Source organism: Kineococcus rubinsiae (assembly GCF_011839805.1).
In the GTDB taxonomy this organism is placed as follows: Bacteria; Actinomycetota; Actinomycetes; order Actinomycetales; family Kineococcaceae; genus Kineococcus; species Kineococcus rubinsiae.
Genome location: NZ_VWPY01000027.1, coordinates 14,671 through 28,186, shown reverse-complemented (window position 1 = coordinate 28,186; position 13,516 = coordinate 14,671). Strand labels below are relative to the sequence as shown.

At 74.2% G+C, this 13,516-nt stretch carries 15 protein-coding genes; 13 read left to right on the top strand and 2 right to left on the bottom strand.

All coding sequences use genetic code 11. From position 1 onward, the window contains the following. Positions 1 to 218 precede the first annotated feature (218 nt). The 8 genes from F1544_RS13730 (at position 219) to F1544_RS13695 (ending at position 8,302) form a co-directional block, all read left to right on the top strand. The gene (locus F1544_RS13730; RefSeq protein ID WP_167586271.1) at positions 219 to 1,265 is read left to right on the top strand and encodes a right-handed parallel beta-helix repeat-containing protein; all 1,047 of its coding nucleotides are present in this window, start codon (positions 219 to 221) and stop codon (positions 1,263 to 1,265) included. A 167-nt stretch (positions 1,266 to 1,432) separates the two neighbouring features. Beyond that, on the top strand, positions 1,433 to 3,649 hold the full coding sequence (locus F1544_RS25430) for a PKD domain-containing protein (RefSeq protein ID WP_308470068.1): 2,217 nt from the start codon (positions 1,433 to 1,435) through the stop codon (positions 3,647 to 3,649). Between the two features lie 232 nt (positions 3,650 to 3,881). Beyond that, positions 3,882 to 5,072: a histidinol-phosphate transaminase gene (locus F1544_RS13720; protein WP_167586269.1), complete on the top strand. Its 1,191-nt coding sequence runs from the start codon at positions 3,882 to 3,884 to the stop codon at positions 5,070 to 5,072. Then, positions 5,069 to 5,668, top strand: coding sequence for an imidazoleglycerol-phosphate dehydratase HisB (gene hisB / locus F1544_RS13715; RefSeq protein WP_167586267.1), 600 nt, complete (start codon positions 5,069 to 5,071; stop codon positions 5,666 to 5,668). Before F1544_RS13720 ends, hisB begins: the two co-directional genes overlap by 4 nt. Continuing rightward, positions 5,665 to 6,348 (top strand): imidazole glycerol phosphate synthase subunit HisH, encoded by a 684-nt coding sequence (hisH, locus tag F1544_RS13710; RefSeq protein WP_167586265.1) that lies wholly within the window; start codon positions 5,665 to 5,667, stop codon positions 6,346 to 6,348. Before hisB ends, hisH begins: the two co-directional genes overlap by 4 nt. 50 nt (positions 6,349 to 6,398) lie before the next feature. Next, positions 6,399 to 6,689, top strand: a complete 291-nt coding sequence (locus tag F1544_RS13705) for a hypothetical protein (protein WP_167586263.1) — start codon at positions 6,399 to 6,401, stop codon at positions 6,687 to 6,689. 49 nt (positions 6,690 to 6,738) lie between these two features. After that, positions 6,739 to 7,497, top strand: coding sequence for a bifunctional 1-(5-phosphoribosyl)-5-((5-phosphoribosylamino)methylideneamino)imidazole-4-carboxamide isomerase/phosphoribosylanthranilate isomerase PriA (gene priA, locus F1544_RS13700; RefSeq protein ID WP_167586261.1), 759 nt, complete (start codon positions 6,739 to 6,741; stop codon positions 7,495 to 7,497). A 43-nt stretch (positions 7,498 to 7,540) separates the two neighbouring features. Then, positions 7,541 to 8,302 carry an SseB family protein gene (locus F1544_RS13695; protein WP_167586259.1) on the top strand — a complete coding sequence of 254 codons (762 nt, stop codon included), beginning with the start codon at positions 7,541 to 7,543 and terminating at the stop codon, positions 8,300 to 8,302. 56 nt (positions 8,303 to 8,358) lie between these two features. Here the strand turns inward: F1544_RS13695 and F1544_RS13690 are convergent, their stop codons facing one another. Together F1544_RS13690 and F1544_RS13685 are read right to left on the bottom strand one after the other, a co-directional pair. Further along, positions 8,359 to 8,937 (bottom strand): DoxX family protein, encoded by a 579-nt coding sequence (locus F1544_RS13690; protein ID WP_167586257.1) that lies wholly within the window; start codon positions 8,935 to 8,937, stop codon positions 8,359 to 8,361. A gap of 103 nt (positions 8,938 to 9,040) precedes the next feature. Further along, the gene (locus F1544_RS13685; RefSeq protein ID WP_244308593.1) at positions 9,041 to 9,517 is read right to left on the bottom strand and encodes a DUF1844 domain-containing protein; all 477 of its coding nucleotides are present in this window, start codon (positions 9,515 to 9,517) and stop codon (positions 9,041 to 9,043) included. A gap of 267 nt (positions 9,518 to 9,784) precedes the next feature. Here F1544_RS13685 and infC point away from each other — a divergent pair, with 267 nt between their 5' ends. The 5 genes from infC to F1544_RS13660 all read left to right on the top strand — a co-directional run bounded on the left by infC (position 9,785) and on the right by F1544_RS13660 (position 13,426). Further along, the gene (gene infC / locus F1544_RS13680) at positions 9,785 to 10,489 is read left to right on the top strand and encodes a translation initiation factor IF-3 (RefSeq protein ID WP_167586326.1); all 705 of its coding nucleotides are present in this window, start codon (positions 9,785 to 9,787) and stop codon (positions 10,487 to 10,489) included. A gap of 83 nt (positions 10,490 to 10,572) precedes the next feature. Continuing rightward, complete coding sequence (gene rpmI / locus F1544_RS13675; RefSeq protein WP_167586255.1) at positions 10,573 to 10,767, top strand: 50S ribosomal protein L35; 195 nt, start codon at positions 10,573 to 10,575, stop codon at positions 10,765 to 10,767. A 115-nt stretch (positions 10,768 to 10,882) separates the two neighbouring features. Next, the gene (gene rplT, locus F1544_RS13670) at positions 10,883 to 11,275 is read left to right on the top strand and encodes a 50S ribosomal protein L20 (RefSeq protein ID WP_166606266.1); all 393 of its coding nucleotides are present in this window, start codon (positions 10,883 to 10,885) and stop codon (positions 11,273 to 11,275) included. 38 nt (positions 11,276 to 11,313) lie between these two features. Continuing rightward, on the top strand, positions 11,314 to 12,177 hold the full coding sequence (locus F1544_RS13665) for a TrmH family RNA methyltransferase (protein WP_167586324.1): 864 nt from the start codon (positions 11,314 to 11,316) through the stop codon (positions 12,175 to 12,177). A 151-nt stretch (positions 12,178 to 12,328) separates the two neighbouring features. Then, positions 12,329 to 13,426 (top strand): sensor histidine kinase, encoded by a 1,098-nt coding sequence (locus F1544_RS13660; RefSeq protein WP_167586253.1) that lies wholly within the window; start codon positions 12,329 to 12,331, stop codon positions 13,424 to 13,426. Positions 13,427 to 13,516: the final 90 nt, after the last annotated feature.

The window sequence follows — 13,516 nt, the reverse complement described above, 5'->3', positions numbered from 1 at the left end:
CGTTTCAGCGGTGGAGCCTGGCGGTCCGCGTCCCCCCGCGCAGAGCGGCAGCGCGATGTGGTGGGGGTTCGAGTGGCCGATCGGCGCAACCGAGTACATCGTCCACCGTCCGCCGCGCGTTACGCGGCCCGCTGGAACGCAGGCAGAAACCGCTTAGGGCGGGTGCACCGACGTCCGAGAACCAGGGGGACAGCACAGCCCACCCGAGAGGACCACCCATGGATCTCACCACGTCCGCACCCGGCCCGACCCGGCGTCAGCTGCTCACCTTCGCACTCGCCGCCGCCTACGTCCCGGCGAGCCTCGCGCACGGCGCCGGCTCCGCGGTCGCGGCCACGGCGCGCACCCTCTCGGTCTCGCCGACGGGTTCGGACGCCAGCCCCGGAACGCTCGACCGTCCTCTCCGGACCTTCTCGCGGGCACTGTCCGCACTGCGACCCGGGGACACCCTGCTCGTTCGTGGAGGGACCTACGCGGAACGCGTCCAGAACCCCGTCCTGACCCCGGGGACGCCCGCCGCACGCATCACCGTGAGGGCTTTCCCCGGCGAGCGGCCCCTGGTCAAGGGGCTCCTGTGGTTGCGGAACCCGTCCTTCTGGGACGTGTCCGGGATCGGCGTGACGTGGTCGTCGGCGAACAGCAGAGCTGAGCACATGGTCAAGGTCACCGGCGGTTCGGGCTGGTCCCTGCGCTCGTGCGAGTTCTCCGAAGCGCACTCGTACGCCGCGCTCCTCGTCGCGGGTGCCGCCTCTGACTGGACCGTCGCGGGCAACCACATCCACGACACGCGCCCCAGCAACGGTACCAACCAGGACCACCTCGTCTACGTCAACTCCAGCGGCTCCGGCGGGGTGCTCGAGGACAACGTCCTCGTCGGCAGCGCCAACGGCCGTGCGATCAAGGTCGGCCCTCCGGCTGCGGGTGCAGGGACCGTCGAGGGACTCGTGATCCGCTACAACACGATGTCGGACAACCGAGGGCCGTCGAACGTCCAGCTGGCGTGGGGGACGTCCCACGTGGACGTCCACCACAACGTCATGCAGTTCCCGGCCACCAACCGCTCCGCCGTGACGGCGTACCAGCTCACGGGTTCGGGGAGCACCGTCCACGACAACGTCGTGTGGGCGACGCCGCGTGCCGTCGATGCGTCGTCGGGCGTCCGGGACACCGGTGGCAACCTGATCAAGAACCCGCTGCTCGCAGGCGGCGACCTCCTCGAGGCGTGTTCGGTGCTTCCCGGATACGGAGCGCACGCCTCGCGCTGAGGTCGGGAGGACGGCCGCCGGGCTCTCACGGTAGTTCCTCGCGCACGCTCCGGAGTTTTCCTGACTGCCCTTCGTCATTCTCTCCTGACGGCCCTCGCTGGCTCACCCACATGGGTTAGCGTTCGCGTCGGCCGGCAAGGCCGTCACCGGAAGGCCGGGAGGCCGTCGTGCTGTCGAAGAAGTCCACTCTGATCCGCGCCGTCCTCCTCGTCCTGTCGCTCGCCGTCGGGTCATCGCTCGCCGTGGCGGCGCCTGCCGGTGCCGCCACGGGGGACATCGGCTACGAAGGGCCGTCCTACGCGGGTGCCAAGTACCCGCCGACCCAGGACAAGCCGCAGAGCAAGCTGTGGTGGAACGACGGTTCCTGGTGGGCCGACATGTACGACGCGGCGAGTCTGCGGTGGGAGATCTTCCGGCTCGACCGGTCGACCGAGCAGTGGACCAGCACCGAGGTGCCGGTCGACGTCCGCGCGGGCTCCCTGGCCGACGTCCTGTGGGACGGCAGTCACCTCTACATCGCCTCGCACGCCGTCACGGTCTCGACGGACGAGGCGCCCGTCGCCTCCAAGCCCGGGAACCCGGCCTTCCTCTACCGCTACAGCTACGCGGGAGGCAGGTACGTCCTCGACCCCGGGTTCCCCTCCACGATCACGTCCAACTCCAGCGAGTCGATGACGATCGACGTGGACTCGACGGGTTCTGTCTGGGCCACGTGGACGCAGGTCGCCGGCAGCTCCACGTCCGGCTTCACCAATGCGGTCTTCGCGAACCGCTCGTCCCCGGGCGGTGACTCCTGGGGAGTGCCCTTCATCGTCCCGGTCACCGGATCTGCGGTCGCACCGGACGACATCTCTTCCCTCGTGCGCTTCGCCGGCAACAAGATCGGCATCCTCTGGAGCAATCAGCTGGACGAGACGGTCTACTGGGCCGTCCACGTGGACGGCTCGCCGACGCAGTCGTGGCAGGGGCGCAGCGCTTTGTCCGGGAACTCGTCCGCCGACGACCACCTGAGCATCAGGTCCCTCGACTCGGACGGTCAAGGCAGGGTGTTCGCGGCTGTGAAGACCAGCGCCAACGACGCGTCAGCGGACAAGACCCTCCCTCAGCTGATGCTGCTGGTCTACCGGCCGTCGCTGCAGAACTTCGACGTCCGCACGATCGCCACGGTGGGCGACTGCGTCACCCGGCCCAACGTGCTCCTGGACACCGTCAACTCCCTCGTCCGTGCGTACTTCACCGCGCCCACGGGCACAGGCTGCTCGTACTCCGGGCAACCCGGCACCATCTACGAGAAGACCGCCCCGCTGGACGACCCCCGATTCGTCGCGGGACGCGGTATTCCCGTGGTCCGGGACGGGGATTCCGCGAACATGAACGACGTCACCGGGACGAAGCAGGCCGTGACCTCTGCATCAGGCGTCGTCGTCCTGGCGACCAACAACGCGACCAAGCGCTACTGGCACGCGGACATCCCGTTGGGGTCAGCACAGCCTGCTGCCCCCGTGGCGCAGTTCAGCTCCTCCGCCAGCAGTGGGCAAGCGCCGCTCGCGGTGTCGTTCACCGACGCGTCGACCGGGGTGCCGACGTCGTGGAGCTGGGACTTCGGCGACGGCGCGACGTCCACGGAACGCAATCCCGTTCACAACTACGGGACCGCAGGCACCTTCACCGTGACGCTCGTCGCCACGAACGCGGCCGGATCCGGCACGTCGACCAGGCCTGGACTCGTCACGGTGACGGCAGCACCGGCTGGCGGTTCCTCGTCGGTGGCCTTCCGGGCGGCGAGCGGTGCTGCCAACACCGCGACCACCTCCGTCTCGGTCGACGTGCCCAGCGGGGCGGTGACGGGCGACCTCCTCGTGGCAGCGGTGAGCGTGCGTGGTGCCCCGACGCTCTCACCTCCCGCTGGGTGGTCGCTGGTGCGGCTCGACAGCAACGGCACGACCTCCCGGACCGCCGTCTACCAGCACCGGCTGTCGGCCGGTGACGCCCCGCTCCTCACCTGGCGTCTCTCCAGTGCCCAGGCGGCCACCCTCGGGGTCGTCGCGTACTCCGGCGTCTCGAGCGCCTCGCCCGTGGACGTCGACGCCGGGCTCGTCACCAGCGCTGCGGGACGATCGATCGCAGCGCCGTCGGTCACCACCACCACCGCAGGTGACGTCGTCGTCGGTGTCTTCAGCAGTGCGGTGGCGGCCACCTGGACCCCGCCCGCAGGAACGACGGAACGGGTCGACGTCGCGACGTCCACGACCACCTACAAGGTGAGTCAGTCCATCGTCGACCTCCTCCGCCCCGTGGCTGGCGCGACGGGCACGTGGGCGGCCACCGCCAGCGCGTCGGGTGCAGGCACGGGACAGCTGGTGGCCCTGCGCCCCGGTAGCTGACTGATGGAGGAGGCCGCCGGGGCCCTCAGCCCGGCGGCACATCGAACCCGACCGCTGGTGCTCCCCTCGGCTGACCCGACCCTCGGGCACAGCGATCAGCGACGAGGACGAGCTGCGGCTCGACGAGGCTGCTCGCTGCTGACGCAGACGTCGACTGAGGGAGCCGGACCGGCCTCGTGTCCTGTCGAGAACATCCGTCCAGCTCGGCACGGCGGTCTGGGAGACTGCCTCCGTGACCGCACCGACCACCCGGCCGCCGCTCCCGGCGCGTGCCGCCACCACCCTGGACGACCTCCCGCTGCGCGAGGACCTCCGCGGCGAGCACCCCTACGGCGCACCGCAGCTGCAGGTGCCGGTGGTGCTGAACGTCAACGAGAACCCGTACCCGGTGGCCCCGGCCGTGGTGGCGGAGATCGCCGCGGCCGTCACCGAGGCGGCGGTGGGGCTGAACCGCTACCCCGACCGCGACTTCCTCGACCTGCGGGCGGACCTGGCGCGCTTCCTCGGCGAGGAGTCCGGGGCCCGGCTGGACGCCGCGCAGCTGTGGGCGGCCAACGGGTCCAACGAGGTGATGCTGCACGTGCTGCAGGCCTTCGGCGGTCCCGGCCGCACCTGCCTGAGCTTCGCGCCGACCTACTCGATGTACCCCGAGTACGCCCGCGACACCCTGACGGGCTGGGTGACGGGGCGCCGGGCCGCGCCCGACGCGGCGGACCCGTTCACCCTCGACGTGGGGCACGCCCGCGAGCAGATCGCCCAGCACCGCCCGTCCGTGGTGCTGCTGGCCAGCCCCAACAACCCGACCGGGACGGCGCTGCCGCTGGCCACCGTCGAGGCGGTCCTGGAGGCGGCGGCCGCGGTGCCCGGCGGTGCCGTCGTCGTGGTCGACGAGGCCTACGGCGAGTTCCGCCGGGCCGGGACGCCCAGCGCCCTGGAGCTGCTGCCCGGGCACGGCCACCTCGCGGTGAGCCGGACGATGAGCAAAGCGTTCTCGCTGGCGGGCGCGCGCCTGGGCTACCTGGCGGCGGCGCCCGCCTTCGTCGACGCCCTGCGGATCGTCCGCCTGCCCTACCACCTCTCGGCCGTCACGCAGGCGGTCGCGCGCGCGGCGCTGAAGCACTCCGCGGAGCTGCTCGCCACCGTCGCGGAGCTGCGCGAGCGCCGCGACGAGACCGTCGCGTGGCTGCGCGCGCAGGGCTTCCGCGCCGCGGAGTCGGACGCGAACTTCGTCCTGTTCGGCACGCTGCCCGACCGCCACGCCGTCTGGCAGGGGCTGCTGGACCGCGGCGTCCTCATCCGGGAGACGGGGCCGGAGGGCTGGCTGCGGGTCAGCATCGGCACGGCCGCGGAGATGGACGCCTTCAGGACCGCCCTGCTCGAGGTCACGGGCCGGTCCGACACCACGGGAGAGGACGCACGATGAGCAGGACCGCACGCCTGGAGCGCGCCACGTCGGAGTCCACGGTGCTGGTCGAGCTTGACCTCGACGGCACCGGCCGGACCTCCATCGACACGTCGGTGCCCTTCTACGACCACATGCTCACGGCGCTGGGCAAGCACTCGCTCATGGACCTGACGGTCCGGGCCAGCGGCGACACCCACATCGACGTCCACCACACCGTCGAGGACACCGCGATCGTGCTGGGTCAGGCCTTCCGGCAGGCGCTGGGCGACAAGGCCGGGATCCGGCGCTTCGCCGACGCGACCGTGCCGCTGGACGAGGCGCTCGCGCACGTCGTCGTCGACGTCTCGGGCCGGCCGTACTGCGTGCACGAGGGGGAGCCGGCAGGGCAGGTGTTCCACCTCATCGGCGGCCACTTCACGGGGTCGCTGACCCGCCACGTCCTGGAGAGCTTCGCCTTCCACGCCCAGATCGCCCTGCACGTGCGCGTCCTGGCGGGCCGCGACCCGCACCACGTCGTCGAGGCGCAGTTCAAGGCGCTGGCCCGGGCGCTGCGCTACGCCGTGGAACCCGACCCCCGCGTGGTGGGCATCCCCAGCACCAAGGGTGCGTTGTGAGTGGCGTGACCCCGGCACCGAGCACCTCGGCCGCAGGAGCGGCGAAGAAGGTCGTCGTCCTGGACTACGGCTTCGGCAACGTCCGTTCCGCCGTGCGCGCCCTCGAGCGCGTCGGCGCTGACGTCGAGCTGACCTCTGACCGCAGGGCCGCCCTCGAGGCCGACGGGCTCCTCGTGCCCGGGGTGGGGGCCTTCGCGGCGGTCAACGAGGGCCTGCGGGCCATCGGCGGGGACGCGATCATCGACCGCCGCCTCGCGGGCGGGCGCCCCGTCCTCGGCATCTGCGTCGGCCTGCAGGTCATGTTCGACGCCAGCACCGAGCCCGGCGGCGGCGACCACGAGGGCCTGGGGCAGTGGCCGGGCACCGTCGAGCGGCTGCCCGCCGACGTCGTCCCGCACATGGGCTGGAGCACGGTCGAGGCCGCCCCCGGGTCCGTCCTCTTCGAGGGCGTGCGGGACGAGCGGTTCTACTTCGTGCACTCCTTCGGCGTGCAGCGGTGGGAGCTCGTGGACACCACGGGCGGCAACGTCACGCCACCGGCGGTGACGTGGGCGGAGCACGGGGCCCGGTTCGTGGCCGCCGTGGAGAACGGCCCGCTGACGGCCACCCAGTTCCACCCCGAGAAGTCGGGCGACGCCGGCGCGCGGCTGCTGCGCAACTGGGTCGACTCGCTGAGCTGACCTGTGGACGGCCGCCGCAGCGGGGGTCGCCGCGGCACTAGCGTCGCGCCGTGCCCTCGACCCCGGTGCGGACCCCGGCCGCGAAGCGCTGGGCCGTGCGGGTCCTGGCCGCCCCCTACCCGCGGCGGCACCTGTCCCGCTTCCGGGTGCCGGAGTTCCCCGACCTCCCCGACGGCGACGACCCGCTCTCGGCGGCCGTCTTCCTCGTGATCTGCGTCCCGCTCATCCTCCTCCGGTCCCCGCTGTGGCTGGCCAAGCTCGTGGCGCTGCTGCTGGACCTGCTCGTCGTCGTGGTCCTGGCCCCGGTCCGCGGGGTGGCGCGGATCCTGCTCTGGGCCTAGCCCCGGCGCTGCGCCGCGGCGGCCCGGCGCCCTCGTAGACTCCCGGACCGTGACCACCGAGACCGCCTCCACCGCCCCCGCCACGAGGCTGGAGCTGCTGCCCGCCGTGGACGTGGCCGACGCCCAGGCCGTCCGGCTCGTGCAGGGCGAGGCCGGCAGCGAGACCTTCTACGGCTCTCCGCTCGACGCGGCGCTCGCGTGGCAGGAGGCGGGCGCGGAGTGGGTGCACCTGGTCGACCTCGACGCCGCCTTCGGCCGCGGGTCCAACCGCGAGCTGCTCGCGGAGGTCGTCGGGCGCCTCGACGTCGCGGTCGAGCTCTCCGGCGGCATCCGCGACGACGCGTCCCTGGAGGCCGCGCTCGCCACGGGCTGCCGCCGCGTGAACCTCGGCACCGCCGCGCTGGAGGACCCCGACTGGACCCGCTCGGCCATCGCCCGCCACGGCGACCGGATCGCCGTCGGCCTCGACGTGCGCGGGACGACGCTCGCGGCGCGCGGCTGGACCCGCGAGGGCGGTGACCTCTGGGAGGTCCTGGCCCGCCTGGACGCCGACGGGTGCGCCCGCTACGTCGTCACCGACGTCACCAAGGACGGCACGCTGAGGGGCCCGAACACCGAGCTGCTGCGGGAGGTGTGCGCCCGCACCAGCGCGCCCGTCGTGGCCTCGGGCGGCATCTCCAGCCTCGAGGACCTGCGGGCCCTGCGGGCGCTCGTGGGCGAGGGCGTCGAGGGCGCGATCGTCGGCAAGGCGCTGTACGCGGGCGCCTTCACGCTGCCCGAGGCGCTCGACGTGGCGGGCCGGCCCTGACCAGCACGCGCGGAGCGGCGGGACGCGGCCGCGGAGCGCCCGCGTGAGCGGGACGACCGACTCCGCCGGGGTGCCGTGGGCCGGTCGGGTGCTGCAGCCCAGCCTCTTCGCGGGCGACGAGGGCGGCACGCCCCCGGCCCTGGCCGAGGCCCTGGCCGCGTGGAGCGCCACCCCCGGCGACGCGCTGGACGAGCGGCTGCGGGCCGAGGTCGCCGTCGTGGCGGCGCTGAGCGGCAGCCGCGTGTTCGCGCCGGTCGTGGCGGTGCTGGGGGAGACCGAGGTGGTGGCCGCCGGCCTCGCGGGCGACAAGAGCGCCGACATGGCGCTCGCCGTGATGACCCGGCCGGACGGCGGGCGCGCGCTGCCCCTGTTCACCTCGCTCGCCTCCCTCACGGCCTGGCGCCCCGACGCGCGCCCGGTGCCGGTGCCGGCGGCGACGGCGGCCCTCGCCGCGGGCCAGGAGGAGTGCGAGGCGGCCGTGCTGGACCCGGCCGGTCCCGTCCGCTTCGTCGTGCGCCGCGCGGGCCTGGCCGCGCTCGCGACGGAGACCGCGTGGACGCCCGCGGCGCTGGACCCGGCGGTGCACGACGCCGTCGGCGACGCGCTGGCCGGCCTGCCGGGGCTGCTGCGGCTGCGCTGCGGTGCGGGCGCGCAGGCCGAGGTCCGGGTCTCCCTCGGGCTGGCGGCCGGGCTGGACCGCGAGGCGCTCGACGCGCTGACCGCGGCGGTCGGCGAGCGGCTCGCGGCGTCGCAGGTCGTGGCCGACCGCGTCGCCTCGCTCGAGCTGCGCCTGCTGCCGGCCTGACGCACGACGAGCCCGCCCCCGGGAGGGGAGGGGCTCGTCGTGGGCGGTGCCGAGGGTCAGGAGGGGGACTCGCCCACCTCGGCGTCGCCGGCGGCCTCGGACGCGGACTGCTGCGAGGCCGAGGCGTCGGCGGCCACGGCCTTCTGGCGCTGGGAGATGCTGACGCCCGCGCCGACGCCCGCCGCGACGAGCGCGACGACGGTGACCCACGGCGCGGTGAGCTTGTGGCCCAGCGCGGCGTCGAGGGAGTAGCGGCCCGGGCCCGACAGCGCCAGGGACGCGGCGTTGAGGCCGAGGACGCCGGGCAGCTCGAAGCCGCCGCCCATCGCGAAGAAGCCGTTGGGGCGGTGCACGGTGACCGCGGCGGCCATGGCCGCGGCGACCGCGGCACCGCCGACGGGGGTGGCCAGGCCGAGGGCGAGCAGCGCGCCGCCGCCGGTCTCGGACAGGCCGGCCAGGACGGCGCTCTGCTTGCCGGGGCGGAAGCCCATGGCGTCCATGGCGCCGGCCGTGCCCTCGATACCGCCGCCGCCGAAGGCGCCGAAGAGCTTCTGCGCGCCGTGCGCGACGAGCGTGCCGCCGATGCCGAGGCGGAGGGCCAGGAGCCCCAGGTCCTTGCTGCGGGAATCGCTCACGGGAGTCCTCCTGTGTCGCGGCCCGCCCGGTGGCGGACCCTCATGTCGTAGAACATTCAAGCAGATGGGCGGGGGACCCCGCCGCGGTCGATCGTGCCGGACCTCAGACCACGCTGCCCGTCAGGCGCTCCCCGGGCCCCTTGCCGGGTGCGTCGGGGACCGCGGAGGCCTCGCGGAAGGCCAGCTGCAGGGACCGGAGGCCGTCGCGCAGCGAGCGGGCGTGCTGGCCGCCGACGTCGGGCGCCGACGCGGTGACCAGGCCGGCGAGGGCGGTGATGAGGATGCGCGCCTCGGCGAGGTCGAGGTGGTCCTCGGCGTCGGGTCCCTCCGCGAGGCCGCACTTCACGGCGGCCGCGCTCATGAGGTGCACGGCGGCGGTCGTGATGAGCTCGGCGGCCGGCACCTCGGCGATGTCGCGCGCCGCGGAGGCGGCGCTCTCGGCGACCAGCTCGGCGACGGGGTCCACCGCGCGGTCGTCGGGCTGGGCGCCCTGATGGCCGTCGTGGTGGCCCTCGGGGTGGGCGGCGGGGTGGGCGGCGGGGGACGCGGGGTCGGACGCGGACGTGGGCTCGGACGGCATGCTGATACCCTTTCAGGTGACCGACCGGCCCACGCCACCGGTCCGCGGACGACGCGGACGGGCGACCGAGGGGCCGGAGCGTGAAGCGGAGGCCTACCTCCCACCCTCGGTGCGCGAGCACCACGGGTCCCGGTCCCTCTCCCGTCCGCGGGGGAGTCAGGCGTTGCCGTCGACGGCACCGCCGGATCAGGCAGGCCTCCGTGCGCGTCCGCGCGCGGGGGCCTTCTCCGTGTCCGGCGGCCCCGACGACGTCAGAAGGAGCAGCACATCAGCGAGCCCCGCATCAACGACCGCATCCGTGTTCCCGAGGTGCGGCTCGTCGGCCCCAACGGTGAACAGGTCGGGATCGTGCGCGTCGAGGACGCGCTGCGGCTGGCGGACGAGGCTGGTCTCGACCTGGTCGAGGTCGCCCCCACGGCCCGGCCCCCGGTCTGCAAGCTGATGGACTTCGGCAAGTACAAGTACGAAGCCGACATGAAGGCCCGCGAAGCCCGCAAGAACCAGTCGAACACGATCCTCAAGGAGATCCGCTTCCGCCTGAAGATCGACCCGCACGACTACGCCACCAAGAAGGGGCACGTCGTCCGGTTCCTCTCGGCGGGGGACAAGGTCAAGGTGATGATCATGTTCCGCGGTCGCGAGCAGTCCCGCCCCGAGATGGGCTTCCGGCTGCTGCAGCGACTCGCGGAGGACGTCTCCGACCTGGGTGGCGTCGAGAGCTCGCCGCGCCAGGACGGCCGCAACATGGTGATGGTCATCGGGCCGCACAAGAAGAAGGCCGAGGCCAAGGCCGAGGAGCGTCGCCGCAAGGACATCGAGGCCGCCGAGGCCGCGGAGCCCACCGCGATCGACGCGCCCGCCGCCCAGGTCGACGCCCCAGGTGACCCGGTCGACGCCCCCGCCGACCAGGTCGAGGGGCCCAGCGAGGCTCCCGCCACCGACGAGACGGCCGCCAGCACCACCGCGTCCTGACGCCAGGCGCCCGCCGGCGCCCGGTCCACCGGGCGCCGCGGGCACCAGTCCGCCAGACCCAGCACACAGAGCAGGAGACACCCGTGCCCAAGAACAAGACCCACTCCGGGGCCAAGAAGCGCTTCCGCATCACCGGCACCGGCAAGGTCATGCGCGAGAAGGCCAACAAGCGCCACCTGCTGGAGGTCAAGTCCAGCACGCGCACCCGTCGCCTCTCGATGGACGCCGTGGTGGACCCCGCGGACGTCAAGAAGATCAAGAAGCTCCTCGGCCGCTGAGCGCCTCCCCGGCGCCGGCACCTCCCGCTCGACCTCCCACCCCGCGGACCTCGCGGCCGTCGTCCCGACGGCTCGCTGACCGAAGAGTCCGCGCACTGACAGCAAGGAGCACCCCGTGGCACGCGTGAAGCGCGCAGTCAACGCCCACAAGAAGCGTCGCGTCGTCCTCGAGCAGGCCAGCGGCTACCGCGGCCAGCGCTCGCGGCTGTACCGCAAGGCGAAGGAGCAGGTCACCCACTCCCTCGTCTACGCCTACCGCGACCGCAAGGCGCGCAAGGGCGACTTCCGCCGCCTGTGGATCCAGCGGATCAACGCCGCGGCCCGTGCCGAGGGCATGACCTACAACCGGTTCATCCAGGGCCTGAAGGCCGCGGAGATCGAGGTCGACCGCCGCATGCTCGCCGAGCTGGCCGTCTCCGACGCCCCGGCGTTCGCGGCCCTGGTCGCCCTCTCCAAGGCGGCCCTGCCGGCGCAGACCCCCGCTGCCGCCGAGGGCACCGCAGCCTGAGCACGAACCGTGCCGTCGAACGCCCGGACGCTCCCGTGCTGACCAACCCCCGCGCTGAGCGGGTGCGGTCGGTGCGGGCGCTGTCCGGGCGTTCCGCACGTCAGCGCAGCGGCCGCTTCGTCGCGGAGGGCCCGCAGTCGGTGCGCGAGGCCGTCGCGGCGCACGTCGCCGCGACCGCTGCGGGCGGCCCGGCGGTGGTCCTCGACCTGTACACGACCGACGACGCCGCGGAGCGCCACGGCGACCTGCTCATGACGGCCCACGCCGGCGGGGTGCGGATCACCACCGTCGCTGACGACGTCCTGGCCGCCATGACCGACACCGTGACGCCGCAGGGCCTCCTCGCGGTGTGCCCCGTCGTCACCTCCTCGCTCGCCGACGTCGCGGCGACCCGGCCGCGGCTCGTGGCCGTCCAGGACCACGTGGCCGACCCGGGCAACGCGGGCACCGTGCTGCGCGCCGCCGACGCCGCCGGTGCGGACGCCGTCGTGCTCACCGCGGGCAGCGTCGACCCGTTCAACCCCAAGTGCGTGCGCTCCACCGCGGGCAGCCTCTTCCACCTCCCGGTCGTCGTCGGGGAGACGCTGGAGGCGGTCGTCGCGGCGCTGCGCGGAGCCGGCAGCACCGTCCTGGCCGCCGACGGCACGGGCGAGCACGACCTCGACGACCTGGCCGACGCCGCGGTCGCGGGCGTCGACCGGCCCGGCGTCCCGGACCTGCGGGCGCCCACCGCGTGGGTCTTCGGCAACGAGGCCGCGGGGCTGGACGACGCGGGCCGCGCGGCCGCCGACGCGGTCGTGCGGGTCCCGCTGCACGGCCGGGCCGAGAGCCTCAACCTCGCCACGGCCGCCGTCGTCTGCCTCTACGCCAGCGCCCGCGCGCAGCGCCGCGCCCGCTCCTGACGCGTCGCCGCATCCGCGCCGGCCGCGCCGCGCCGCCGGGCTCGAGGGGCGCGACCGCCGCCATGGCCTAGCCTCCGACCATGTCCGAGGTCCGGGGGGACGCTGGCACCGCCGTCGAGGTGTCCTCCGGCGTCGCGTCCCGGCGCCGGTCGTGACGGCCGCGGACGGCGCCGGCGTGGCGCTCGACGACCTCCCCGACGGCCTCCTGGTCCTCGACGCGACGGGTTGCATCACGGCGGTCAACGCCGCGGCCGAGCAGCTGCTGGGGCGCACCCGCACCGACCTGGTGGGCACCGATGTGCGCCGCGCGCTGCCCCTGCAGGACACCTCCGGTCGCCGCTGGTGGGACGCCACCAACCCCTTCGCCGCCACCGCGGGCCCCGGGCCGGCGGACACGACGGCGGGTGCGCCCGCCGCGGGCCACCCCGAGCGCATGCTCCTGCTGCCCGGGGGCTCCGAGCTCCTCGTCACGGCGCGCTACGTGCGCCTCGAGACCGGCGCGCTGCACCGGGTCGTGGTGGCCCTGCGGGGCACGGAGGAGCGCCAGCGGGCGGAGTCGGACGCCGCGAGCCTCATCGCCACCGTGGCGCACGAGCTGCGCTCGCCCCTGACGTCGGTCAAGCAGTTCACCGCGACCCTGCTGCGCCGCTGGGACAAGTTCAGCGACGCCCAGAAGCGGCTGATGCTGTCCACGGTCGAGGCGGACGCGGACCGGGTCACGCGCCTGGTGGGCGACCTGCTGGACGTCTCGCGCGTCGACGCCGGCCGGCTGCAGGTGCACCGGCGCCCGTTCGACCTGGCGACCCTGGTCCGCGAGCACGTCGAGCGCCTCGTGCTCGCGGGCTACGACGACGACCGCTTCGAGCTCGTGGTCGCCGACGGCCTGCCCGAGCTGTGGGCGGACCCCGACCGCATGGCGCAGGTCGTCACCAACCTCGTCGAGAACGCCGTCCGCCACGGCGCGGGGACGGTGTCCCTGGCGATCGTCCACGTCCCGGGCCCGGACGGCACCGACGGCGACGTCGTCCTGACGGTGGACGACGCGGGGGAGGGCATCTCCGAGGAGAACCGCCCCTACGTGTTCTCGAAGTTCTGGCACGGCGGCCAGCGCAGCGGCACGGGACTCGGTCTCTACGTCGTGCGCGGGCTGCTCGAGGCGCACGGCGGCGGCATCGAGGTCTCCCGCTCCAGCGCCGGGGGCGCGCGCTTCCGCGTGCGGCTGCCCGCGGGCGAACCCGCCGCGGACTGAACGCGGTCGAGGTCCCGGGCCGGCGTCTGGGAGGATCGCCCGCGGGTCCGCCCGGGCCCGGACACGACGGATCGACCGCGGTGAGGAACC